Origin of the sequence: Sporosarcina sp. PTS2304, assembly GCF_003351785.1 — a bacterium.
In the GTDB taxonomy this organism is placed as follows: domain Bacteria; phylum Bacillota; class Bacilli; order Bacillales_A; family Planococcaceae; genus Sporosarcina.
Genome location: NZ_CP031230.1, coordinates 2,049,924 through 2,072,971, shown reverse-complemented (window position 1 = coordinate 2,072,971; position 23,048 = coordinate 2,049,924). Strand labels below are relative to the sequence as shown.

Below are 23,048 nucleotides of genomic sequence, written 5' to 3'. Positions count from 1 at the left end.
CTATGCTAGGAGGAAGTGAAAAGATGAGACCATTATCCGTGGAATCTGTTTGCGGGATTGTAGGAGGGAAGTTGTTGCATGGAAAAAAGGATTGGCTGATCAGGTATGGTGCCTATCGTTTAAAACAAGTTAAACATCCTCAGACATTGTTGTTTTTAAAAGGAAGAATCATTGATTGGAAACGATTTAACTCCTTTTTTCCAATTGCGATTGTAACAGATCGAAAAGTCAGGGCAAATGAAATTGTAGAAGGTGTAACGATTATTCAAGTGAAAAATGTAGATGATGCTTATTGGAAATTTGTTAACTACTACAGGGACAGTATAGATATACCTGTGATTGCTGTGACCGGTACATCAGGAAAAACGACCACGAAGGAAATGATTCGCCACTTATTGACGTCAGATCATATGATAGCTAGTACACGCAGTACTAGCAATTCCCGAACTGCTCATTTAACCTATTTGCTAAGTATGGACGATTCAACAGATGCCGCTGTTTTTGAAACGGCTGTTGGAGCACCGGGGGATATTACTAACGCTGCTGCGTATTTCAAGCCGACCATTGGGATTATTACAAATATAGGGGAACACCACTTGGATTATTGCAAAACAATAGAAGGCTATATTGCCGCAAAAGGAGAGATGTGTAAGGTACTTGAACCGGACGGTGTATTAATTGTTAATGTTGACGATTATAATACACAGACACTCGGCATGGCTAATTTCCCAGGAACTCTTGTAACATTTGGCATCTACACACCTTGTGATTATCGTGCAATCGATATATCCTACTCGTCTGGTGGCATGAGTATGACTGTCAACTATAAAAATGAAAAACAACGAATGTACGTACCCGGACTTGGAGTGCATCAAGTATACAATGCATTAGCAGCTATCGCGGCAGTTCATCAACTGAATATAAGTTTAGGTGAAATTGCGTTGCGTCTTCATTCATTTCGTCCTATGGAAATGCAATTACAGCTTTTCGAAGGGATCAATGGATGTACTGTTATTGATGATACGTGGAGCATTACGACAACCTCTCTTGAAGCAGCCGTAAATGTATTACAAGACATCGGAGCAGGTCGGAAAAAAATCGCAATCATTGGGACGATTACGGATTTAGGTTCATGGGGGAATGTGATCCACGATCGAGCAGGAGAGATTATTGCAAATAGCGCGATCGACGTCTTGATCACAATGGGACAACATGCGAAAGGAATGGGAGAATCAGCTCTTAAACACAATCCGTTCATGGAAGTGCATATGTTTACACACCCTTTACCTGCTTACCAACTACTTACACAACTGCTCCATGAAGATACTCTTGTTCTTATTAAAGGAGATATGTATAGTGAGACAATTAAAAAGTTGTCCATTCTATTAAAGAGAAATAGAGATGGAAAGGAAGTACGTGATTGAAGCCTATAAAAGTAAAAGATATAAGAAAATTATTAGATGGCATCATAATTACGGGCTCTGAAGATTGGATAGTAGAAGATGCCATTTATTATAACCGCCACGATCATACAAAGCGCCATTCTTTGCTATTTATTAGCAGAGATGACGTAATAGATTGGGAAGCAATCGATAGAAAAGGGCCTTCTTTACTTATTACAGATAAGCCTTTTAGTGAAGTAAGAAACGTACCGAAAACGATCACGATCTTACAAGTGAAAAGTTTGGTTCAGTCTTATTGGAAGTTCATCACTTACTACCGCGGTCAATTTGATATACCAGTTGTGACGATTACAGGCACATGCGGAAAAACAACAACAAAAGATATGATCAAACATATACTTGAAGCGACTTGGAATGTTCAGGCGTCCATTAGTAGTCAGAATGAACCGAGACGTTCCCTGCCTTATTTAATGGGGATTGATGAGAATACGGAAGTGGCGGTTTTTGAACATGGACTCGGCAATACAGGGAATATTACACATCAATGTTTAATCTATCAACCGACCATCGGAATCATTACGACTATAGGAGTTCATCATCTAGACGGATGTGGAAATCTTGAAGGGTATATTCGGGCGAAAGAAGAGATTGTAGGAGGCATTCAAAAAGGAGGCACACTCATTTTAAATGCAGACGATACTCATACAAAAAAACTTCGACTCCAATCATTTACGGGGAAAATCATCTATTTCGGAACAAGCAAACACGCACAATTTAAAGCTGATAATATACTATTCGGAAAAGGCGGCATGAATTTCACTCTCCGAGTAGACCAGAATCGTTATCCTGTTTTTGTCCCAGGGTATGGGGAGCATCAGGTAAGCAATGCATTAGCGGCATTGGCTGCGATCCATGAGCTGGGAGTGCCGCTAGAAATAGCCATCTCACGATTAAAATCCTACCGTCCGATGGGCAGACACCTAGAGTTTACGGATGGAATTAATGGAAGTACGATTATCGATGATACATGGACGAACAACCCGACGTCTGTAGAAGCGGCTTTGAATGTTGTAGATACGCTCGGTAAAGAAAAACAGGTAATCGTGATTCTTGGGGATATTAATAGATTAGGGAGTTTCGAGAAAAAGTACCATCAGGAAATTGGGAGTATGATCGCCAAAAGAAATATCCATACGCTAATAACTATCGGTAAAAAAGCAGAAGAAATAGCCAAACAAGCAAGAAAGGAAGGGAGTCTTGCGGACATTAGAATATTTAAAGACGTACATGAGGTTGGTCACTCATTGAATCATCTTTTAAATAAACAGTCTCTTGTGCTTATTAAAGGACCGATGTCGAGTCGTGGAATGATCGACTTCGCAAATCGATTGAAGAAGTGAAGAGACGAAGGGGGCTATCGGGTAAGCTTCTTACATGAACCAAACAGAGAAAACGAGTCGTTTTTCTCTGTTTGGTATAGTTGATTATTATTTATAATGCAAAGTAGCTAGCTATTTTGTAGCATGAGATTAGTAAGTGATCGCTGAAAATAGTTTCATTGTTTTACTTAGGAGTTTACAGAGAAGATCTATTACTGACATTACGCGTTAAAACACGCTTGGCTGTAATATAACGATCTGCATAATAGTCAGCAAGAAGAACGCGTGTAATCACTTCACCGGTGCTCGGTATAATCAGCCTATGCTCCCCAGCGTATATAGCAACTAAGCTTGGAGTTTTAGACCCTATCGCACTACTAAAGAAAATGAGATCTCCTTTTTGCAAGGCAGAACGAGAAACGGTAGCTCCTTTGCTTTGCAACTCTTTTATAGTAGAAGAGTTTAACATGACGCCATTATTTTTATAAATATAGTTGATAAAGCCAGTAGTAGTGAACCTTTTTGCACTTTCATTGTTCACTGTCCCTATAGTAGCTTTGTTCTGAAGGTCATATGCGCTACTGACTATTTGATCTCCTATAGTAGCGGGAGAAGAAGGTAATAAGCTCGGAATGACTCGACGCGCTCCAAAATAGTTCTCTGTGTAGTATGCTTTATCACGTAAGTCTGAAATAACGATATTTTGTTTAGAGTCCGCCATATGAATAACTTTATTGTCCCCTATATACATCGCGACATGATCAGGATCGGTTCCTGTCTTTTTACTTCTGAAAAATAAAAGATCTCCTTTTTTCCATTGTCCTTTAGAGACAGCGGTTCCTTGTTGCATCATATAGTCCTCATTGTATGTCGCAAGATCAACCCCATTTTTCTCAAAAATATACATGATAAATGTAGCGCACGAGAATTTGTAAGGGTATGTCGGTTTGTATACCGCAGTGCTGTATGTAGATTTCCCCATTAAACTTTTAGCTGTGCCGATTAACTGATTTGCTGTTTCGTCTGCTTTTTGTTGTGCAGATAGTGTGGTCGGTGTAGCAGCATAGACGATATCCGAATGGTGCATACTAGGCATAGCAAATGAACTGCCAATAATACAGGTGATGAGTGTTGCAGATAAGAGTTTTTGTTTCATTTTACATCCTCCAAGAAGTGTGAGTTACATTGCGAAATGATCTTAGCATAAAAAAAGTAGACTGTTATGAGGTAAATTTATCCACTGCCAAACGTATAGTAGAGTAGTAGCCGTCTATTCTAGACGTAGAGCTCTTTTTTACAAATAGATTACAACGTCATATTGGGAAATTGAGGAATATATTGTATTGACGATCAATAGCATCTCTAAAAAATTTTGACGTAAAATTACATAAAGAGTCTTTTCATGTTCGTCTACTCATAATTTTTTGTGTAGTCTTGGAAACTAAACCTTTTATCTCATCAATTCACAAAGTATACATATGTAAGCGTTATGACTTTGAATGAATTGTGAAAACATTCACAAGGTGGTTACTATATGTTAAAAAAAGCGTATGATAAGAGTAACAAAAGAAGTGGGTCATAGATTCTTATAATGGGAATCCAAAATACAAACCAAAAAGGAGAATGAACAATATGTGGGTAATCACTTTGTTCGAACAAGAAAATGTACGGATTTTTGAATATGCGGAGAAGGCAGAAGCGACGACTGCTATGAAGCAATTTAACGAGTACGCTGTTCTATCCTTTACTAAATAAATACTGATGATACTTTATATAACAAGATCTTTTAAAAAATAAAAAATATAAAAATCAAAAGGAGAGTAAATAAACATGTGGGTAATTACATTGTTTGATCAAGAGAACGTACGGATTTTCGAATATGCGGAGAAAATAGAAGCTACAAATGCTATGAAGAATTTTAGCAAGTATGCAGTTCTATCGTATACAAAGTAATCGCATGATTATGCACTCACAGCCGCTTCTGCTGTGAGTTTTTTTGTCTGTACGTATGTAAGCGGTACCGTATAGAATCCGTATGAGAAAAAATGCTATATCGAATCATGCCATATTTTGTTTATATTTAAATCAAGTTATTTACGTAATTCATGCATAAATTAATTACCAATTAAAAGAAAACGTTTGCAGTCACAATTCCGACACATGTAAGCGTTTTGACTTTGAATGAATTGTGAAAACCTTCACATATAGGTTCCATTTGTTGTAGAACAGCGTATGATAAGAGTAACAAAAGAAATTGATTAGCAGATTCCATTCAGGGAAATATATGATCAATTAAAAAGGAGACAGGACATCATGTGGGTAATTACATTATTTGATACAGAAAATGTACGAATTTTTGAATATGCGGAAAAAGCAGAAGCAACAAATGCAATGAAAAACTTCAGTAAATATGCAGTACTTTCTTATACAAACTAATTACAACCATTGACAATATAAAAAAAGGAGACTGGAAAACATGTGGGTAATCACTTTATTTGATACAGAAAACGTACGAATCTTTGAATATGCGGAAAAACTAGAAGCAACAAACGCAATGAAAAACTTCAGTAAGTATGCAGTACTTTCTTATACAAACTAATTAAGACCATTGACAATACAGAAATCAAAAGGAGATTGGAAAACATGTGGGTAATTACATTATTTGATACAGAAAACGTACGAATTTTTGAATATGCGGAAAAAGCAGAAGCAACAAATGCGATGAAAAACTTCAGTAAATACGCAGTACTTTCTTACACAAAATAAAATCAAGAAAAACCCGTAGCCTTCGTGCTACGGGTTTTTTGTATTTAGCAGAAAATAAGTTAAATTATAAAATAGAGTGAAATCCTGTGCTAGAATGTCCATAGGTTATAATTTTTACCTTCTTCTTAAAATGAAGTTTTGATTTAGAAAGGATTTTTTTATGCTGGCAAAAGTTAATACATGGTTACAGCGGCGAATCGCAATTCTAACACCGCTCAGCTTAGTTTTAGGCGTAATGTTTCACCAAGTAGGTGAACAGCTATTATTCATTGTTTCCTGGCTGTTTGCTTTTATGACATTCGTGGGCAGTTTAGGAATGAATGCTAAAGAAACAAAAATGGTTGTGAAATATCCGAGTTTCATCCTCGCAAGTATCGCTTTTTTGCACATACTTATGCCTATATGGGCTTACTTTCTTTCCACCTTATTCTTTGACGATCATTTACTTACAGTTGGCTTTGTATTAGCCGTCGCTATACCAACAGGTGTCACGAGTATTATTTGGGTATCGATCACACGGGGTAACTTACCTTTATGTCTATCCATCATTTTACTTGATACGTTATTAGCTCCGATTATACTGCCGGCGATCATTCATGTAGTGGCAGGTGAACGGATTGCAGTGGATACGACTTCGCTCATAGTGAACTTATTATGGATGATTGTTTTACCTACAATACTAGGTATCGTTTTAAATGAACTGACGAAAGGGAAAGTCCAAACGACGTGGGTGCCTAAATTAGCTCCGTTTTCTAAGTTGAGTTTATTTGCGATTGTTGGGATTAATGGAAGTGCTGCTGCCCCTTATGTAAAGGTGATCTCATGGGAATTAGTAGGTGTCATTGCATTGATCTTGTTTATTGCTGTCAGTGGATATGCAGGAGCTTTGACTATGGGGCATTTATTATGGAAAGACCCTGACATTGCGACAACGTTTATGTATGTAGCGGGAATGCGTAATATTGCAACCGGTGTGGTAGTGGCGACGACGTTTTTTCCGGCGAAAGTGGTTTTGCCGGTCGTTTTTGGTATGTTGTTCCAGCAAATATTGGCTTCGTTCTATAGTAAGGTAGCGGCGCGGTATAGAGCGTACCAAGTGCGTGCTGCATAAAGTAGAGTACTAAAATATGACCGCTTTCTGAAAACAGAGAAGCGGCCATTTATTTAATTTTTTTTGTTATTCTTGTTTTTAGACTTTGTGTCGAATTCTGCCGACAATTCTTCGTGTCTATTGTCGTTTGGATTGTTGTTATTACTATTGCTAGCGTCTTTGCTTTTATTTTGATACGTACCTAACGGGTTATGCGTACGCTCATTCATCGTTTTTTTGTTGTTTTTATTGCCCATAGTATACACCTCCTGCTGCCTAGTATGGTTAGGATGCCATGAATCATTCACTATGCGTTCATTTTTAAGCAGTGAAAAGATGATATGATAAAGTATAAAGGAGGTGTCTGTTTGAGAAATGTACCTAAATTACTTCTTGTGCTTTTAGTTTGTATGCTTATTTCGTTGCTAACTGGATGTTTGACTGCACAAGAAAAGCAAAGCACATTACCAGAGGAACCTCCAAAACAAACAACGCCAGCTGAGCCTATTTCTGAAAGTGACAAACAACAGGCAGAAGTTCTAGCAAAGATGCGAGAGTTGTCGATAGAAGAAAAGATTGGACAATTAGTGTTGATGGGGATTGAAGGGCTGCAGCTTGATACTAAAGCAAAAGATCTTATTGAAAAACAACATATAGGCGGCATTATTTTATTTAAACGAAACTTCGATAATGTTACGCAATCTTTACAGTTAATCAACGCAGTAAAGCAATCGAACGAAGCAGGACAAGTCCCTTTATTAATCAGTCTCGATGAAGAGGGGGGACGCGTAACACGTTTGCCTGAAGAATTGGTCAAAACACCTACCAATCGTTATATCGGGAATGTTGCGAATGGGAAGTTTGCATATGATATCGGAGAACTTCTTGGAAAGAAATTGCATGCGTTCGGTCTTAATATGGACTTTGCGCCTGTATTGGATGTAGATAGCAATCCTAACAATCCAGTCATAGGAGATCGTTCGTATGGTGCGGATCCCGAAATAGTAAGTCAAGCTGGACTTAACCAAGCGGAGGGAATGATTTCACAACAAATCATCCCTGTCGTGAAACATTTTCCAGGTCATGGGGATACGAGTGTAGACTCTCATATAGATGTGCCTGTTATAACGCATGATAAGAAAAGATTGCAAGAGATAGAGCTGCTACCTTTTAAGCGTGCGATTAAAAATGGAATCGATGCGATCATGGTCGGACATTTACTTGTACAAGCGTACGACCCACTTGTGCCTGCTTCAATGTCTAAGCCAGTCATTGAAGGGTTACTTCGTGACGAGCTTCAATTTAAAGGTGTAGTTATAACGGATGATTTGATCATGGGAGCTGTACAGAAAAACTATACAATTGGCGAAGCCGCTGTTCGAACGATTCAAGCAGGCGGAGATATTTTACTCGTGGGACATGGCTATGATCCGGTTCAACAAGTAGTAACCGCACTACGTGAAGCGGTCAATTCAGGCGAGTTGACAGAACAACGGATAAACGAAAGTGTCGAGCGTGTGTTAAAACTAAAGATGGAATATCAGCTAGATGATTTACAGCATGATTCAATAGATGTCGAAGATCTTAATCGACAAACAAAAGAGTTGCTGGCTCAATTGCAAGCTAACAAAAAATAAGGGGAAATTATGAAATGAGCGAACAGGTTCTATTACTGCATGGGTTTAATAAATCTTCATGTGATATGCAACCATTGGCACGTAACTTAGAAAGTTATGGATACGAATGCCAATCATTAAATTTACCGTTAACTAGACGAGAATTTGATTTTTCAACAGCACTTGTAGAAAATGCACTATACGATATAGCTTCGAAAAAGGATACGAAAATTCATTTAGTTGGGCATAGTACTGGAGGATTGTTATTACGCAATGTGCTAAAGGAAACAGAAGCGATTCAATCAATTGGTCGTTGTGTACAGATTGCTACACCAAATCGAGGAAGTCAACTGGCACATATGGCTAGTAAAATAATGGGTTATACGCAATATTTTCGTACTCTGAAATCATTGCACTCCACGTATATAGAAAAGTTGAAGTTGCCTGACACGACACCATTTCCGATTGGCGGGATAGCAGGAACACGTAATAACGTTTGGCTTGGAAAATTGTTGCCAGGAGAAAATGATGGTCTTGTGGAGTTAGCTTCCGTCCATTATCCAGGACTTTCAGATTTTGTCACACTGCATTATGGACATTTAGAAATACACCATAAACCAGAAGTAGCCGATTTAACAGCACACTTCTTGCAAACAGGTCGTTTTCACGACTAACGATGTTTGTTACAGTCTTTACATAGTATGTGTAAGATGGTCAAATGTATTTTCTGATGTATAGTAATCGTTCCCTCATTAAAAAGGGGACGATTTTTTTATTTGAAAAAATTCACAACTTATTACACATTGTACAATTTGGATTTATGGGCATGCTACGTTTGAGGGAATTGTGAGGAGGATGATTGTATGAACGGTTACGAAGATGTAGATCAGCTAAAGTCTTTTCGTTGTGATGATCGATGTGTATTATCGGTATATTTGAACACGAATCCAGCAGACCCCGAACAACAGCAAGCGGCATGGCGCATTCATCTAAAGTCCGGTTTGAAACGATTGGATGAATATATAGTTGCTTCAGGTGATGAAAAAGAATTGAAAGCGTATCGCTTGGTAAAAGATCAAGTGATGAAAGAAGTAGAAAATAAGCAAAATGATTTAGCGAAAGGTGTCATTATATTTGCGGCTGCCGCTCCACAATTATGGTCTGTCCATTATGTTCAAGTAGCCGTTAAAACAAGTTTTCATTGGGAGAATCATGCGGTGACAGAAGCATTGGAGTATATGATAAAAGCATATCCAGAAGCAGGTATTATACTCCCTAGTTACAGCAATGTGCGTATTTTAGATACCGCAATGGGTAGAGTTCACGATGAAGTCGTCTATGAGTTCGATTCGGGTCTAGATGTATGGAAGGAACAAAAAGGGGTGATTTCTTCTATACAACGTGGCGTTGGGGGCCATACAGATGGTTTTGATAAGAGACTTAAAGAAAACGTAGATCGTTTTTACAAAGATATGGGAACCATCGTGAATAAAATGAAAACAAAACGTGGCTGGAAAGAAATCCACGTAGCGGGTGAAGCGGAACTTGCCAATAGTTTCGCATCCATATTGCGTGAAAAGCCAGAAAGCTGTATACACAAAAACTTCGGCAAATTAACTAATAATCATATCATTCAAAAAGTCTTCGAATCCCGTTGATGAAATACAAGACAGGGCAATTCCTCACTATGGCTATGTCAACAAAAGAAAAAGGCAGGGACATACCGTGCAAAAAAGCGTAAAGGACACTTCGTTCTTTACGCTTTTTTTATTGTTAGTAACTATTTTTTGGAACATCAAAGTATAACGGAGCGGAAAAATTCTAACAAGCAAAGAGGTGCTCCTAAGGCTCCGCTTATGCTTACCCCGGGGGAAGCGTGGCTTTTGGATAACAGGGAAACAGACTTTATTTTAGTGTTATACAATCTATAGGTAATCATTTGTCTTTAAGCGTATTCGACTATATTAACAGTACGGGACGTCTTACAGAAGATGGATCGTGTAGTTGTAAAGAGGAGTAATGAAATGTTTCTAGAATAATAGTAAGACAAAGAAAGTAAAAGGAAGGTGGTACCTATGAGCCGTAGAAGAAAAATTATATTATGGAGTCTTAGTATACTATCGCTTCTAGCAGCCACGTTGGCAATAGTTGTAAACGCTTACATACTCAAATCTAAACCAGTAGTGGCTGGAGAACATGAAGTACTCATTCTTGATGAAGAAGTAGTAGTGACACGAGATGAAAAAGGAGTGCCTCATATTCTGGCGAAAACAGATGCGGATTTATATCGTGCACAAGGTTATGTACAAGCACAAGATCGATTGTTTCAAATGGATTTGGCGCGTAGACAAGCGAGTGGCAGATTAGCGGAAGTTGTAGGAGACAAGGCGATCGGCACAGATAAGTTATTCCGGACGTTTAGTTTGCGTAAAGCAGCAGAGTTATCTTATGAAGGTTATGGAGATCATGCAAAAGAAGTGCTTGCCTGGTATGCCGAAGGGGTGAATGCGTTTATAGAGGAAGTAAGGACGACGAAAAAACTCTCTTATGAATTTGCATTACTTGGCTATGAACCAGAGGAATGGTCACCTGTCGATTCACTGACGATTGGTAAGTATATGGCATATGATTTAGGTGGAAAATGGCAACCACAAGCATTTCGTCATTGGGCGTTTAACGAATACCCTGAAGATCAAGCAAAAGAACTATTAATCACTTATCCTGAAAATGCAGAATCGATAATCGCAGCGAATAAGCAATATCCTATTGAAATTGCAGGAAGATTCTTGCCTGAATTATCACCTGAAGAATTTAATGGGAGTAACAACTGGGTAGTGTCTGGTGAAAAAACAGCTTCAGGAAAACCGCTTGTAGCAGATGATCCGCACCTTGGGTTAAGTACGCCTTCTATTTGGTATCAAATGCATTTACAATCACCTGAACAAAACGTTGAAGGAGTCATTTTCGCTGGAATTCCAGGTATTATTTTAGGGAATAATGAACAGATTGCATGGGGCGTAACGAATGTAGGACCGGATGTGCAAGATCTTTATATAGAAGTACCTCATCCGACGGAAAAAGGAAAGTATCGCTATGACGAACAGTGGGAACAAGCAGAAATTCGTGATGAAACGATTAAAGTAAAAAATGGGGAAGATATTCCCTTTGAAGTAATTGTCACAAGGCATGGTCCTATTATTTCAGACATTATCTATTCCGAACAAAAACCGAAAGCACAGCTCTCTATGCAATGGACGGCATTGGAGCCAACTACTGAGTTAGAAGCGATTATGGAAATCAATAAGGCTACCAATTGGGAAAGTTTTGAAACTGCGCTTGAGAAATTCCATGCACCTGCACAAAATTTTGTTTTTGCTTCTACAGATGGAACAATCGCCTACAAAGCAAATGGACGTATTCCCATTCGTAAGCAAGGAGATGCACAATTGGCTGTACCAGGCGATTCCTCAGACTATGGGTGGACAGGATATGTTCCATATGACGAACTTCCGAGAGTAGTCAATCCAAAAGAAGGATTTATAGCAACAGCGAATAATGAAATAGTAGATAGCTCATATCCTTATCATATTACAAAGTTTTGGGCTCAACCTTATCGGTATGAACGGATAGTTGAAGTATTAAGAGAAGGAGATAACTTTACAGCGGAAGATATGATGCAGTTACAAATGGATCAAAAGAATTTATATGCTGCCGAGTTTTTACAATCAATGATCAGTTCTGTAGAAAAAGTAGATACCAATCGTGCGTTTGAAGAAAGCTTGACTGCATTGAAAAAGTGGGATCAAATAGATTCTAAAGAAAGTATTGCACCACTTATTTTCCACAAATGGATGAAGCAATTGCAAATAGATATGTTTCGTGACGCTATGCCAAAGGACGTTTATGCACTTATGCCTGGCAAAGCTCAAATAACAGATGAACTATTACGTAAAGGCTATGCAGGTGAATCCAGTGTTTGGTTAGATAAAAAACAAGGTGTGGATCAATGGGTATATACTGCTTTCAACAATGCACTAAAAGATATTGCAAATGAGTTTGGTGATAAGCAAAGTAAATGGGCATGGGGAAATTTTCATCAACTCACTTTTCCGCATCCATTGGCAAGTGCATCTCCTTTACTTGAAAGATTTCTAAATCCTCCTAGACAACCGATTGGCGGGTCCAATATTACCGTTCAAGCGGCTGCATTTAAAGATGATGGCTCCGTAAATCACGGGGCATCGTGGAGATTCGTAGCCGATTTGGCGGATTTAACGAAAACGTACCATATCGTCGGTCCAGGTCAAAGTGGTCACGTGAAGTCAAAGTGGTTCCACGATCAAGTGGATGATTGGGCGCGTGGTGAATTCCATGAAACTAGCCTAACGCAAGATATTTCAAAAGGACAAGTGTTAACTTTGAAACCAGTAAAAAATTAATGTCTTTGTAAATTGTATTTGCATCTGAGAAATCACTCGCTCTTTCTTGAAACACTACCAATACAGAATGTACGAGAAAATGATTCGGATAAACGGGCTTCTATTTATCCGAATCATCCTAAAACCTTCCTTGCGTGTTATACTAAATTACATCAAATTTCTACTGTAGCATCGGAGGAATCATCCAATGAAACATCTTGCAGGCGGTATCCAATGGACTGTCTTTCTTATCGCATCATCTATCGCAGCACCGATAGCAATCGCCCACGTTTTCGGGATGGATTCTGTTGAAACGTCGCTATTTATGCAACGAACGATATTTTTACTCGGTATCGCATGTCTAATTCAAGCATTTTTCGGGCATCGACTGCCTATAAACGAAGGACCCGCTGGTTTATGGTGGGGGATTTATGTGGTGTACGCGGGAATGGTAGGTATTTTCTATACAACATCAACAGACGCCCTGCAAGCTCTACAAAGTGGTATGTTCTACAGTGGAGTGCTGTTCATCTTGTTGGCCGCCACGGGAGTCATCACCAAGATGAAAGCTCTTTTCACACCTGCTATTACATTTACTTACCTCTTGCTGTTAATCTTGCAGTTAAGCGGAACGTTTCTAAAAGGTATGATAGGAGTCGAAGAAACAGGCGATTATTTGGATCCTATCATTTTAGGTGGAAGTTTTATCGTCTTACTAATTACGTTCATAGCTATGGGTAATAAACGACCGACCATTTCGAAGTATGCTGTACTCATTTCAATCGCGCTTGGCTGGGTATTATTTCTCCTCCTTGGTAAAACTCCTGAAGTCGCAAAAGTGTCCGATCAACTGATTCAATTTCCGAACATGTTAGTGTATGGTAAGCCAGTATGGGATGGCGGTGTATTAGTGACTGCCATCTTTATCACATTATTGCTAGTTGCCAATATGCTTGCATCCATTCGTGTAATGGAACATTTGTTAAAGCATTCATTTCACATAACACCACCGGACAGGCTACGCCAGGGAGCATTTGCATCAGGGATTATCCATTTACTGGCGGGATTGTTTTCTGCTATTGGTTCAGTACCCATTTCAGGATCTGCGGGATTTGTAGGTACTACACGCATGCCGTCGATCAAGCCGTTTATCATAGGGAGTTCATTGCTCGTAGTTTTGACTCTTTTTCCTAGCGTAATGGCCATTTTTGCAGCTCTTCCCGCACCTGTTGCATATGCAGTAACGTTCGCCATTTTCACAAAAATGGTCTCTATGGCTTTTAACGAACTTGATGAAGATCCAGAAAAAGACCGTGCGCGTCAAGCGGTTGCATTCGGTCTAATGGTCGGAGTAGGTACGATGTTTGTACCAGCAGAAAGCTTGTCGCAACTACCAGCCATCGTAGCTTCTACTTTATCGAATGGCCTAATCACCGGAACAATTTTGGCTATTCTCATTGAACAATATATGATGTATCGAACAAAGAAACGATTAGCACGCTAATATAAAAGTGAACTATCTAAAAGATGTCATTATTTGAAAAGATAAATGTCAATTATCTTAGCACTTGCCACTTTACTCTTTAAAACAGTCAATAAGAAAACCGCCAAAAATAGCTGACTCCTGCGAAGAGCTTCAAAATCTCGCGGAAAGAATGCTGTTTTGGCGGTTTTCGATTTTAAAAGCAAGGTTTTCTTTACGTTCTTTTGTTTTCTGTTTCACGATAAACTTGTTTAACTGCTTCACGATATTCTTTACCCGAAGCATTTTCTCGTACGCGCGCAGATTCGTTTGCCTCGGATTCGAATGCTAAGCCCATTTCTTCTTGAATAGTGTCTTTATGAAAAAGACGACGAACGCGTTTATTCATTGAACATCCCTCCTCTTTCTACTATGCTTCACTCAGCTGGAAAAAATACATAAATAGTGAGAGGTCTACAGTAGATAGAGGAATAGTGCAAGAAATGTCGAATGTGATAAAGTAGTAACATAATTCAGAATTGGAAGAGAGGAATGTACATGAGTAAAAAAGTTTTAATTCTTGGTGGAGATGCAGTGGAAGCATTAGAAATATTTTATCCGTACTATCGTTGCTTAGAAGAAGGGTTCGAGACGACAATCGCTTCTCCTTCCGTAAAGAAATTGTATACGGTCACGCATGACTTTATTGATGGGATGGAAACATATGTAGAGAAACCGGCCTATGGATTGGATTCTCAACTGGCGTTTAAAGATGTAGACCCGACTGATTACGATGCGTTGATTATTCCAGGAGGACGCGCTCCAGAATATATCCGTTTAGACGAGCATCTCCCTGCGATTGTTCGACATTTCTTTGAAGAAAACAAACCTGTCGCTGCAGTCTGTCATGCTGCGCAAGTATTATCTGTACTTCCGGACGTAATGAAAGGAAGGGAGCTGACAGCCTATATTGCATGTAAACCGGATGTCATAGCAACAGGTGCGACATATATTGAAAAGGATCTTCATACGGAAGGCAACCTCGTATCGGGACATGCATGGCCAGACCTTCCAGGATTAATGAGAGAATTTATGAAGATGCTTACTAAATAATTAGATAAAAAAGTGCGTGGTGGCATTGCCTCCGCGCACTTTTTTTATCTTGGCTACTACTGGTCAAACAGCTGCAATAACTATAAAGAACAGCAAAATCAGCAATGGAACAAAAATCACTAATGCAAAACCGAAAATAATCATCAGCACACTAAATCCTCTCCAAGAGGAGAAATGATGAACAATACCGATTCCTTTCGATAATATAATGAAGCCAAAAATGCTTAATCCAAACGTCAGAATATTACTTAATAATAAAAGAGTGGCTGGCAAACTCACAAACGCTACTGATTCATCCATCCCGATAAATATGCTTTTACCGAATACGACGACTAACAACAAGTTAATAGGGAGCATCCAGATGAGCGGAATCGAAGCAATAGGAGTCATTTGGAACATGTCACTAAAATTCCCAGTCCCTCCAAGCCACTTTCCTATCCAATTGTATAAGGCAGCGCTGATAAACAAACTAATGATGCTACCGATAAAAGTTGAAATAATTGCAAGCATAACGAGAACAATGAGTGGGAGATCGGGTATGAAATCGGTATCAGCAAAAGAAGTAAGTCCTACACTAATAGCTGATAACAATAAAATGAAAAAACTATAGCTCCATGTTTTGTATTCAAGCACATAACGAATCGTTTCTTTAGGTTGTGTCCAAATGGATATGAGAGGGTTCATCTAATCCCTTCCTTTCTATACATAGTATACGTTTCACTACATTTAAGGTTTCATAGAAAAGTAGATGTAATCCTCGTTCCTTAAAAATGAACTCATATTTGCTATACTTTGCTGTACAGAAACATAAGGAGGATCTTTTATGAAAAAATTATTTACACCCTATACCATTCGCAATATTACATTAAAAAACAGAATTGTGATGTCACCTATGTGTATGTATTCATCTGACAAACAAGATGGGAAAGTGGAAGATTGGCATAAAGTGCACTATCCTACTCGTGCAGTGGGGCAGGTCGGTCTCATCATTGTAGAAGCGACAGCTGTTCAACCTGAAGGCAGAATTTCCAACGAAGATTTAGGTATATGGTCGGATGATCATATAGAAGGATTAGCAGAAATTGTCTCCTTGATGAAGCAACATGGTGCAAAAACCGGCATACAGTTAGCACATGCGGGAAGAAAAGCGACAGTGGAAGGGAAGATTTATGCTCCGAGTGAAATAGCATTTAGTGAAGAATACAAAACACCGTCAGCTATGACAACTGGAAATATCCAAGCAACCATTGAAGCATTTAAGCAAGCTGCTATTCGTTCAAAAAAAGCTGGCTTTGATGTTATAGAAATACATGGTGCCCATGGTTATTTGATCAATGAATTTCTATCTCCACTATGCAATCACCGTACAGATGAATATGGGGGATCAGCAGAAAATCGTTATCGTATGTTACGACAAGTGATTGACGCGATCCGTTCTGTTTGGGAAGGACCTCTCTTTGTAAGAATATCTGCGGAAGATTATGCAGACGGTATGAACACGTCTCAATACGTTGAAATGGCGCGTTGGATGAAAGAGCAAGGAGTAGATTTAGTAGACGTCAGTTCGGGTGGAGTTGTACCTGCAAAAATACATGCATTTCCTGGCTACCAAGTACCGTATGCAGATACTATCCGAAATGAAGCGAATATCCCGACAGGTGCAGTAGGCCTAATTACATCAGCACTTCAAGCAGAAGAAATCTTACAAAATGGTCGTGCGGATGTAGTATTGCTTGCACGTGAATTACTGCGCAATCCTTACTGGCCATATACAGCAGCGAAAGAATTAGGAGTGGAGATTGATTCGTCTATCCCTTATAAACGTGGATGGACTTATCGATAAACAATCGCCTTACTCTTTACTATCAAAAAATATCACTTCTGCCCGTATGTCTTGATCAATAGACAAAACAACAAATGAATAGTAGGGCAGTTTTCGTTTATGGGTTGGGGATCCTGGATTGATGAGGAGAGTTTTATTCATATAACGCACTATAGGAATGTGGGAATGTCCAAAAACAATGATATCTACTGACATCCCTTCAAATGCTTCAATAGCACGTTTTTCGGTAGTTTTTTGAGTACCGTGGCCATGCACGATACCAATTCTTTTTCCCTTTACTTCAATAATTTGTTGTAAGGGGAATTGCGTATGAAGTTCTTCGTCATCCACATTTCCAACCACTCCCTTTACTTCTGCGTATGAAGAGAGTAATTGTACTGCTTTCGTTGATTTCCAATCCCCCGTATGTAAAATTAAATCTGCAATACGACATTCTTCAATCAGTCGTTTAGGTAAGCTGGTTCCTCTACCAGGAATATGGGTATCACCCGTAATAACGATTTTCATGTAATTCATCCTCTCGTTTGTTATGTAGTTATCTTATTTCCGTTCTCTCTGTATAGCAAACAAACAACTGGATATACTTCATCTATACAGGAGGGATTTCATGGAGGATTTCACATTTACAGAAGCGATTTTGCAAGACTATAAAACAGGGATGGGTGCAATGGGTGAAAAAGCACCGAACGTCGTACAGTCGTTTCACGCGTTCTCAGAATCGTGTTTTGAAGAGGGAGAAATTAGTCACAAGCAGAAGCATTTAATAGCGCTGGCGGTAAGTGTTTACGCACATAGTGAATACTGTATTATTTATCATACGAAAAGTTGTGTGGAAAATGGTTGCACTTCAATGGAAATACTTGAAGCTATTAGTATAGCAGCTGCACTTGGTGGGGGAAGCGCACTAAGTCAAGCAGTTACATTGGTGATGCAGACGATGGATGATTTGTCTGAAGATCCGAATCCGGTTCAATGAAAAGGTATTAAAAAATGATCTACATTGTCAAAAACAGTTAACCTTCATTTTTTCCATACAAGTGAGTTTTTTTCTGAAAGATATAGTAGTAAACTACAATGAAAAGTGTAGAGGAATGATTTCCTTTACACTTTTTCGTTAGATCTTAGTTACTATTCATTTACCTCAGATTATGATAGAGCGCTTACTTCTACAGTGATCTTGGCACTTGCTATCATTTTTGAAAAAACTTATTTTTCCGACTATATAATGGACTTTTTGGAAGGGGTAGGGGAAAATATAGAAAGAAGGGGGATGAAATGTTGATTCAAACACCAGACGCTTTATTAACGAAAGAAGATTTTGCTAAACGAAAAGATTTGCCAGAGTGGTTATTGAATGAATATCAAACATTCCATAACACTGTAACAGATCAGACTTTTCCTTGTTATTTTGGGATGGCGGGCGAAAACAAAGGGGAACTCCGCTATGCTTATATTACACAAGAAGATTGGTCTAATCTTCCGCGTGCGCTAGAGTCTTTTTTGTTACTATTTGACAATCCTGAACATAAGCGGCACGGATTATTTGTTTTTGTGGAGCCATTCGCAACAGAAGGCACATTGGAAGACTATCGTAAACAATTTTGGGATATTTTACAGTACTTGCATAAAGAAGACACTACGGAATGGCCAGAGAGTGCACCGAAGGATCCCGACCATCACTTATGGGATTTCCATTTTAACGGAGAACCGATCTTCGCATTCGGAAATGCCCCAGCTTATAAACAACGAAAAACAAGAGACTTAGGAAATTCTTTAGTAATGGGATTCCAACCACGTAAAATTTTCAAAGGATTAGAAGGAACAGAAAAAGGCGGTATCAACTCACGAGAGAAAGTTCGTGAGCGCGTAGAACTATGGGATGACTTACCGAAACATCCAGATATCAGTCATTTCGGCGATCCGACACATAATGAATGGAAGCAATTTTTTATAGGAGATGACTGTGAACCTATAACCGGTAAATGTCCTTTTACTCATAAAATCTCTTTAGAAGAAAAGTAAATTAGTAGTAAAGAATGCTGTGTAGAAAGCATTATGATTTAAAAGAAAAAAGTCAACAAGTTTTTACCAATCACTTTATAGTTTAGAATAGTCAGTAAGAAAACTGCTAAAAATGGCCAGCTTTCGCGGAAAGTGTGCTGTTTTTAGCAGTTTTTATCTTCAACGACTGTTCTTTTTCATATAACTTTAGACAGACACAAGTACATAAGGAGAATAACAGTTGATAGTATAAATATAAGCTTGTTTTATAATTACTCTAGAAAGGAAAGGAGAGAATTCAAATGAAAAATCATCTCCAAAAAATTAGTGGTTCGCTACTTGATGATGAAACGCGTTGTGTCCATTACAATGGCGAAAATGATCGAGTGGCTATTAAATTTTACTGTTGCAAGACGTATTATCCTTGCTACGCTTGTCATGAAGAAGGCGATTGCCAACTGTATGCTGTATGGCCAGTAGAGCAATTCGATGAAAAAGCGATACTCTGTGGAAGTTGCCGTCATGAACTTACGATTAATGAATATTTTCAGTGCGGATACGTATGCCCTTCTTGTGAGTCTTCTTTTAATCCTAATTGTGCATTACATAAATATTTATACTTTGAGCACTAAATTATTTATCGAAAAGAACTTTTTCATAAATATATAAGTAAAGAAATCTGAAAATACATACAAAACATTCTGTAATTATGTCATAATGTAGATTGCTTATACAATTTGCAAGATGATAAACAGGAAGGGGAATAACTATGGGAAATGAAAGTGCACCTAGAAAAGAAAGACGCGGGTTATTCAATCGCTTTCTAGATTTTATCGAAAAGTACGGAAATAAATTACCGGATCCAGTCATGCTTTTCGTGTATATTGCCGCTATTATTTTAATTTGTTCTTTCATTTTCGGAAAGCTTGGGACTACTGCTGTAAATCCAGGAACTGGAGAGGAAATAGCAGTAATCAATCTGTTGAATGGTGAAGGGTTCATTAAGATGATGACGAACTTAGTAGAGAACTTTACCAGTTTTCCACCGCTCGGTTTAGTGTTAGTAGTCATGTTAGGTGTAGGTCTTGCTGAATCAACGGGTTTAATCTCTGCCACTATGAAAGTGACGATTTTAAATGCACCAAAAAAGATCATTTTACCAGTAATTGTATTGGTTGCTATTTTAGGAAACGCAGCAGCAGATGCAGCGATGGTTGTCTTACCACCGATTGTCGCTATGATTTTCATTGCATTGGGCCGGCATCCAATTGCAGGATTGGCTGCAGCGTATGCGTCAGTGGCAGGAGGCTTCTCTGCGAACTTGATCTTGAGTGTACTCGATCCATTAGTCGCAGGATTCACGGAAATCGGTGCACAGATTTATGATCCAACGTATACGGCTAATCCAGCGATGAACTATTATTTCCTCGCTGTCTCGACATTATTTTTAGTACCTGTTGCGGTTTTTGTTACGACGAAAATTGTTGAACCTCGTTTGGGTTCCTATACAGGTGCAATAGAAACTGTTGAAGATTTATCAGCAGTGGAAAAAAGGGGATTACTATGGGCAGCGATTTCTGTCATAGTATTTATAGCTATTATTTTATACTTATCTATTCCACAAAATGGTCTATTACGTGATCCGGAAACGGGCTCTATAACGAACTCTCCATTGATGGACAGCGTAGTACCTTTAATGATGATTTTATTTATGCTTCCTGCGTTAGTTTATGGACTAGTGGTTAAGCAAATAAAGAATTCAAAAGATTTTGCCGATCATTTAGCGAGAGCGATGTCTGGCATGGGTATGTACATCGTTATCGCATTTGTTGCTGCTCAAATGATTGCATATTTCAGCTGGAGTAATCTAGGTCCGATTGTGGCGATTAAAGGTGCGGAAACATTAGAAGCTATGGGATTGAAAGGACTACCTTTGTTCATCGGCTTTATAGTAGTTGCTGCATTAATTAACTTTGTCGTCGCAAGTTCATCAGCTAAATGGGCAATTCTGGCACCCGTATTTGTGCCGATGTTCATGATTTTAGGTTATGATCCTGCGGTAACACAAGTAGCTTATCGTATTGGTGACTCTATTACGAACCCAATCACACCTATGTTAGCTTATTTTGCTATTGCTTTAACATTTGCGAAAAAGTATGACCCGAGAATGGGTATTGGTACATTTATGACATCTTTACTTCCATACTCCATCGCATTCAGTATTATGTGGATTATATTATTCGCAGTTTGGTATGTATTAGGCTTACCACTCGGTCCAGAAGGTCCTATCTTCTTAAGTAAATAATAAAATACATTAAAAAAAGATGCATGAAGAGAGCAATTTTCCTTCATGCATCTTTTTTATTTGATTGTGTATTTGAAAGCGTGTAATTTTTTATTCATATCGATAGAACTGTTCATTCCAAGTACTGTAAGATCTCCTCAATTGCCAATTCGCCAGCAGTTTCCCAGCGACTTTTATCACGGATTTCTGCATCTTTCTCTAGTGGTTCCTGAAATTGATTGAATGATCCGCTCAGTAAAGAACTGGCATCACGATCTAATCCTGTATTCACCACATGTTTAATCACATACGGCTTTTTAAATTTTATAGAAGTATGATAATCATCTAATTCCCCATCATCCACGACAAATGGGACACGTAAATAAATCGTTTCTCCGCCTTCACGAGAAAGGATAGAGTCAAAGTGACCTCTATTATAGTCCCAGCCTCCTCCAAAATGGTAACCATGCTCGGAAACTTTATCGCGAAGTGTTCCAAAGCAAGCAAGTTTTCCTTCAATAGGTGTATTTAATTCTAACAATACTATCACTCCTTTTACTCAGGATTCCTTATCTGCAATGAATTATACATAGCACTAAAAAATGTGGAATGTTTCTAACTCTATTAATCGGGTAGTTCATATAACACAATAACAATCACTACAAATTATTAGGAGGAGAGCTAGATGAGTACTAACAGATATATGGGAATGTATTATGACGAAACGGAATTAATCAATCGCGTGGAAGAATTAAAAAGAGAAGGTTGGCCGGAAGATGATATATATGTCGTTGTTAAGAATGATGATCACTTAACTATGTTGAGAAGCCGAACGGATGCAGAGATTAAATCTGCGGATGATTCATGGTGGGATCGTTTTATGGGGTTTGTTTCTGGAGAAGATCATGTACGTCGGATGGTAGATAATTTGAACTTTGGAGCAGAAGATACAACAAAATATTACAATGAAATTGAACAAGGCGGCATGCTGCTCTACGTAGATTCGGGTGAAGCGAACCGACACTATATGGATAACACTGATTTTTATGGTAGAAGTAGAAATGGATCAGATATCAATTTAGGAGCGAATGGGTTAAGTGTGACGGATCAAGAGTTGAATGGCGGAGACCCAGCATATAGATTGAATAAAACATTACCCGAAGAAAATCTTACTCACTTAAACCATCATGACGCTTATTCTGATGAACATAATCTCGGTCATACTGAAGAGGAACGTTTACGCTTACATGAAGAACGTTTACAAATTGATAAAGTAGAGAGTCAACGTGGCGAAGTTCGGATTGAAAAAGATGTAGTAGAGGAACCTAGATCAGTAGATGTGAATGTCTCACATGATGAAATTACAATTGAGCGCAGGCCAGTTATAGATGGTGAGCTAGATACTGATGCTAATTTCGGACATGATGCAACAGCATTCGCGGAAGATGAAGATACGATCCGTATACCCGTGACGGAAGAACGTATAGAAGTTACAAAAAAACCAGTAGTTACAGAGGAAATTATCGTTAAGAAAAGCCAAGTAGTGGAACAAGAAACTGTAAACGAAACGGTGAAGCGTGAGGAAGTACATGTTGAAAGAGATGGAGAAATAGATGTCGTAGAAGACCCACTCGACAAAGATCGTTTCTAAGTCGTTTTACGAAACATCTTGT

At 38.6% G+C, this 23,048-nt stretch carries 26 protein-coding genes; 20 read left to right on the top strand and 6 right to left on the bottom strand.

Features of this window, described 5'->3' with window-relative positions; translation table 11 throughout:
• Positions 1–23 precede the first annotated feature (23 nt).
• On the top strand, positions 24–1,424 hold the full coding sequence (locus tag DV702_RS09950; RefSeq protein ID WP_114924618.1) for a Mur ligase family protein: 1,401 nt from the start codon (positions 24–26) through the stop codon (positions 1,422–1,424).
• Entirely contained in the window at positions 1,421–2,803 is a 1,383-nt protein-coding gene (gene murF, locus DV702_RS09945; protein WP_114924617.1) for a UDP-N-acetylmuramoyl-tripeptide--D-alanyl-D-alanine ligase, read from the top strand. The genes DV702_RS09950 and murF overlap by 4 nt, the downstream gene beginning before the upstream one ends.
• A gap of 175 nt (positions 2,804–2,978) precedes the next feature.
• Here murF and DV702_RS09940 read toward each other — a convergent pair whose 3' ends face one another.
• Positions 2,979–3,938, bottom strand: coding sequence for a C40 family peptidase (locus DV702_RS09940; protein ID WP_114924616.1), 960 nt, complete (start codon positions 3,936–3,938; stop codon positions 2,979–2,981).
• 476 nt (positions 3,939–4,414) lie between these two features.
• Between DV702_RS09940 and DV702_RS17220 the strand changes: the two genes are divergently transcribed.
• The 6 genes from DV702_RS17220 (at position 4,415) to DV702_RS09935 (ending at position 6,659) form a co-directional block, all read left to right on the top strand.
• The gene (locus tag DV702_RS17220; RefSeq protein WP_256359797.1) at positions 4,415–4,537 is read left to right on the top strand and encodes a hypothetical protein; all 123 of its coding nucleotides are present in this window, start codon (positions 4,415–4,417) and stop codon (positions 4,535–4,537) included.
• A 75-nt stretch (positions 4,538–4,612) separates the two neighbouring features.
• Positions 4,613–4,735, top strand: a complete 123-nt coding sequence (locus tag DV702_RS17215; protein WP_256359796.1) for a hypothetical protein — start codon at positions 4,613–4,615, stop codon at positions 4,733–4,735.
• A 360-nt stretch (positions 4,736–5,095) separates the two neighbouring features.
• Positions 5,096–5,218, top strand: a complete 123-nt coding sequence (locus DV702_RS17210; protein WP_256359795.1) for a hypothetical protein — start codon at positions 5,096–5,098, stop codon at positions 5,216–5,218.
• 40 nt (positions 5,219–5,258) lie between these two features.
• The gene (locus DV702_RS17205; protein ID WP_256359794.1) at positions 5,259–5,381 is read left to right on the top strand and encodes a hypothetical protein; all 123 of its coding nucleotides are present in this window, start codon (positions 5,259–5,261) and stop codon (positions 5,379–5,381) included.
• A 44-nt stretch (positions 5,382–5,425) separates the two neighbouring features.
• Entirely contained in the window at positions 5,426–5,548 is a 123-nt protein-coding gene (locus tag DV702_RS17200) for a hypothetical protein (RefSeq protein WP_256359793.1), read from the top strand.
• 160 nt (positions 5,549–5,708) lie between these two features.
• On the top strand, positions 5,709–6,659 hold the full coding sequence (locus DV702_RS09935) for a bile acid:sodium symporter family protein (RefSeq protein ID WP_114924615.1): 951 nt from the start codon (positions 5,709–5,711) through the stop codon (positions 6,657–6,659).
• A gap of 53 nt (positions 6,660–6,712) precedes the next feature.
• On the opposite strand, the gene DV702_RS09930 is transcribed toward DV702_RS09935, so the two are convergent.
• Positions 6,713–6,895 carry a hypothetical protein gene (locus DV702_RS09930; protein ID WP_114924614.1) on the bottom strand — a complete coding sequence of 61 codons (183 nt, stop codon included), beginning with the start codon at positions 6,893–6,895 and terminating at the stop codon, positions 6,713–6,715.
• Positions 6,896–7,006: 111 nt separating this feature from the next.
• Between DV702_RS09930 and nagZ the strand changes: the two genes are divergently transcribed.
• The 5 genes from nagZ (at position 7,007) to DV702_RS09905 (ending at position 14,176) form a co-directional block, all read left to right on the top strand.
• Complete coding sequence (gene nagZ, locus DV702_RS09925; RefSeq protein ID WP_162805774.1) at positions 7,007–8,275, top strand: beta-N-acetylhexosaminidase; 1,269 nt, start codon at positions 7,007–7,009, stop codon at positions 8,273–8,275.
• A 14-nt stretch (positions 8,276–8,289) separates the two neighbouring features.
• Positions 8,290–8,928 carry a PGAP1-like alpha/beta domain-containing protein gene (locus DV702_RS09920; RefSeq protein ID WP_114924612.1) on the top strand — a complete coding sequence of 213 codons (639 nt, stop codon included), beginning with the start codon at positions 8,290–8,292 and terminating at the stop codon, positions 8,926–8,928.
• Positions 8,929–9,117: 189 nt separating this feature from the next.
• Positions 9,118–9,912: a VLRF1 family aeRF1-type release factor gene (locus DV702_RS09915; RefSeq protein ID WP_114924611.1), complete on the top strand. Its 795-nt coding sequence runs from the start codon at positions 9,118–9,120 to the stop codon at positions 9,910–9,912.
• Positions 9,913–10,329: 417 nt separating this feature from the next.
• Positions 10,330–12,693, top strand: coding sequence for a penicillin acylase family protein (locus DV702_RS09910; protein ID WP_114924610.1), 2,364 nt, complete (start codon positions 10,330–10,332; stop codon positions 12,691–12,693).
• 187 nt (positions 12,694–12,880) lie between these two features.
• Complete coding sequence (locus DV702_RS09905) at positions 12,881–14,176, top strand: purine/pyrimidine permease (RefSeq protein WP_114924609.1); 1,296 nt, start codon at positions 12,881–12,883, stop codon at positions 14,174–14,176.
• A gap of 193 nt (positions 14,177–14,369) precedes the next feature.
• Here DV702_RS09905 and DV702_RS16840 read toward each other — a convergent pair whose 3' ends face one another.
• A complete protein-coding gene (locus DV702_RS16840; protein WP_162805773.1) occupies positions 14,370–14,543 on the bottom strand; it encodes a hypothetical protein in 174 nt (57 codons plus the stop codon).
• A 149-nt stretch (positions 14,544–14,692) separates the two neighbouring features.
• Here DV702_RS16840 and DV702_RS09900 point away from each other — a divergent pair, with 149 nt between their 5' ends.
• On the top strand, positions 14,693–15,247 hold the full coding sequence (locus DV702_RS09900; protein ID WP_114924608.1) for a DJ-1/PfpI family protein: 555 nt from the start codon (positions 14,693–14,695) through the stop codon (positions 15,245–15,247).
• Between the two features lie 63 nt (positions 15,248–15,310).
• Here the strand turns inward: DV702_RS09900 and DV702_RS09895 are convergent, their stop codons facing one another.
• Positions 15,311–15,931 carry a Yip1 family protein gene (locus tag DV702_RS09895; protein ID WP_114924607.1) on the bottom strand — a complete coding sequence of 207 codons (621 nt, stop codon included), beginning with the start codon at positions 15,929–15,931 and terminating at the stop codon, positions 15,311–15,313.
• Positions 15,932–16,070: 139 nt separating this feature from the next.
• Between DV702_RS09895 and namA the strand changes: the two genes are divergently transcribed.
• Positions 16,071–17,090 (top strand): NADPH dehydrogenase NamA, encoded by a 1,020-nt coding sequence (namA, locus tag DV702_RS09890; RefSeq protein WP_114924606.1) that lies wholly within the window; start codon positions 16,071–16,073, stop codon positions 17,088–17,090.
• Positions 17,091–17,099: 9 nt separating this feature from the next.
• On the opposite strand, the gene DV702_RS09885 is transcribed toward namA, so the two are convergent.
• Positions 17,100–17,597: a metallophosphoesterase family protein gene (locus DV702_RS09885; RefSeq protein ID WP_114924605.1), complete on the bottom strand. Its 498-nt coding sequence runs from the start codon at positions 17,595–17,597 to the stop codon at positions 17,100–17,102.
• Between the two features lie 100 nt (positions 17,598–17,697).
• On the opposite strand from DV702_RS09885, the gene DV702_RS09880 reads away from it, so the two are divergent.
• The 4 genes from DV702_RS09880 to DV702_RS09865 all read left to right on the top strand — a co-directional run bounded on the left by DV702_RS09880 (position 17,698) and on the right by DV702_RS09865 (position 21,396).
• A complete protein-coding gene (locus DV702_RS09880; RefSeq protein WP_114924604.1) occupies positions 17,698–18,066 on the top strand; it encodes a carboxymuconolactone decarboxylase family protein in 369 nt (122 codons plus the stop codon).
• A 299-nt stretch (positions 18,067–18,365) separates the two neighbouring features.
• On the top strand, positions 18,366–19,112 hold the full coding sequence (locus tag DV702_RS09875) for a YqcI/YcgG family protein (protein WP_114924603.1): 747 nt from the start codon (positions 18,366–18,368) through the stop codon (positions 19,110–19,112).
• A gap of 281 nt (positions 19,113–19,393) precedes the next feature.
• Positions 19,394–19,723, top strand: a complete 330-nt coding sequence (locus DV702_RS09870) for a CHY zinc finger protein (protein WP_114924602.1) — start codon at positions 19,394–19,396, stop codon at positions 19,721–19,723.
• A gap of 137 nt (positions 19,724–19,860) precedes the next feature.
• Complete coding sequence (locus DV702_RS09865) at positions 19,861–21,396, top strand: AbgT family transporter (protein WP_114924601.1); 1,536 nt, start codon at positions 19,861–19,863, stop codon at positions 21,394–21,396.
• Positions 21,397–21,508: 112 nt separating this feature from the next.
• Here the strand turns inward: DV702_RS09865 and DV702_RS09860 are convergent, their stop codons facing one another.
• Positions 21,509–21,916, bottom strand: coding sequence for a YugN family protein (locus DV702_RS09860; RefSeq protein WP_114924600.1), 408 nt, complete (start codon positions 21,914–21,916; stop codon positions 21,509–21,511).
• 144 nt (positions 21,917–22,060) lie between these two features.
• Here DV702_RS09860 and DV702_RS09855 point away from each other — a divergent pair, with 144 nt between their 5' ends.
• Positions 22,061–23,026: a DUF2382 domain-containing protein gene (locus DV702_RS09855; protein WP_114924599.1), complete on the top strand. Its 966-nt coding sequence runs from the start codon at positions 22,061–22,063 to the stop codon at positions 23,024–23,026.
• Positions 23,027–23,048: the final 22 nt, after the last annotated feature.

Excerpts from the sequence above, each read along its gene's own strand:
- DV702_RS17210 (WP_256359795.1), top strand. The coding sequence starts at position 5,096 with ATGTGGGTAATTACATTATTTGATACAGAAAATGTACGAATTTTTGAA.
- DV702_RS17200 (WP_256359793.1), top strand. The coding sequence starts at position 5,426 with ATGTGGGTAATTACATTATTTGATACAGAAAACGTACGAATTTTTGAA.
- namA (WP_114924606.1), top strand. The coding sequence starts at position 16,071 with ATGAAAAAATTATTTACACCCTATACCATTCGCAATATTACATTAAAA.
- DV702_RS09900 (WP_114924608.1), top strand. The coding sequence starts at position 14,693 with ATGAGTAAAAAAGTTTTAATTCTTGGTGGAGATGCAGTGGAAGCATTA.
- DV702_RS17220 (WP_256359797.1), top strand. The coding sequence starts at position 4,415 with ATGTGGGTAATCACTTTGTTCGAACAAGAAAATGTACGGATTTTTGAA.
- DV702_RS09865 (WP_114924601.1), top strand. The coding sequence starts at position 19,861 with ATGGGAAATGAAAGTGCACCTAGAAAAGAAAGACGCGGGTTATTCAAT.
- DV702_RS09950 (WP_114924618.1), top strand. The coding sequence starts at position 24 with ATGAGACCATTATCCGTGGAATCTGTTTGCGGGATTGTAGGAGGGAAG.
- DV702_RS09875 (WP_114924603.1), top strand. The coding sequence starts at position 18,366 with ATGTTGATTCAAACACCAGACGCTTTATTAACGAAAGAAGATTTTGCT.
- DV702_RS16840 (WP_162805773.1), bottom strand. The coding sequence starts at position 14,543 with ATGAATAAACGCGTTCGTCGTCTTTTTCATAAAGACACTATTCAAGAA.
- DV702_RS09935 (WP_114924615.1), top strand. The coding sequence starts at position 5,709 with ATGCTGGCAAAAGTTAATACATGGTTACAGCGGCGAATCGCAATTCTA.
- DV702_RS09905 (WP_114924609.1), top strand. The coding sequence starts at position 12,881 with ATGAAACATCTTGCAGGCGGTATCCAATGGACTGTCTTTCTTATCGCA.
- DV702_RS09910 (WP_114924610.1), top strand. The coding sequence starts at position 10,330 with ATGAGCCGTAGAAGAAAAATTATATTATGGAGTCTTAGTATACTATCG.
- DV702_RS09880 (WP_114924604.1), top strand. The coding sequence starts at position 17,698 with ATGGAGGATTTCACATTTACAGAAGCGATTTTGCAAGACTATAAAACA.
- DV702_RS17205 (WP_256359794.1), top strand. The coding sequence starts at position 5,259 with ATGTGGGTAATCACTTTATTTGATACAGAAAACGTACGAATCTTTGAA.
- DV702_RS09915 (WP_114924611.1), top strand. The coding sequence starts at position 9,118 with ATGAACGGTTACGAAGATGTAGATCAGCTAAAGTCTTTTCGTTGTGAT.
- DV702_RS09940 (WP_114924616.1), bottom strand. The coding sequence starts at position 3,938 with ATGAAACAAAAACTCTTATCTGCAACACTCATCACCTGTATTATTGGC.
- DV702_RS09855 (WP_114924599.1), top strand. The coding sequence starts at position 22,061 with ATGAGTACTAACAGATATATGGGAATGTATTATGACGAAACGGAATTA.
- DV702_RS09885 (WP_114924605.1), bottom strand. The coding sequence starts at position 17,597 with ATGAAAATCGTTATTACGGGTGATACCCATATTCCTGGTAGAGGAACC.
- DV702_RS09895 (WP_114924607.1), bottom strand. The coding sequence starts at position 15,931 with ATGAACCCTCTCATATCCATTTGGACACAACCTAAAGAAACGATTCGT.
- DV702_RS09930 (WP_114924614.1), bottom strand. The coding sequence starts at position 6,895 with ATGGGCAATAAAAACAACAAAAAAACGATGAATGAGCGTACGCATAAC.
- DV702_RS09870 (WP_114924602.1), top strand. The coding sequence starts at position 19,394 with ATGAAAAATCATCTCCAAAAAATTAGTGGTTCGCTACTTGATGATGAA.
- DV702_RS09920 (WP_114924612.1), top strand. The coding sequence starts at position 8,290 with ATGAGCGAACAGGTTCTATTACTGCATGGGTTTAATAAATCTTCATGT.
- DV702_RS17215 (WP_256359796.1), top strand. The coding sequence starts at position 4,613 with ATGTGGGTAATTACATTGTTTGATCAAGAGAACGTACGGATTTTCGAA.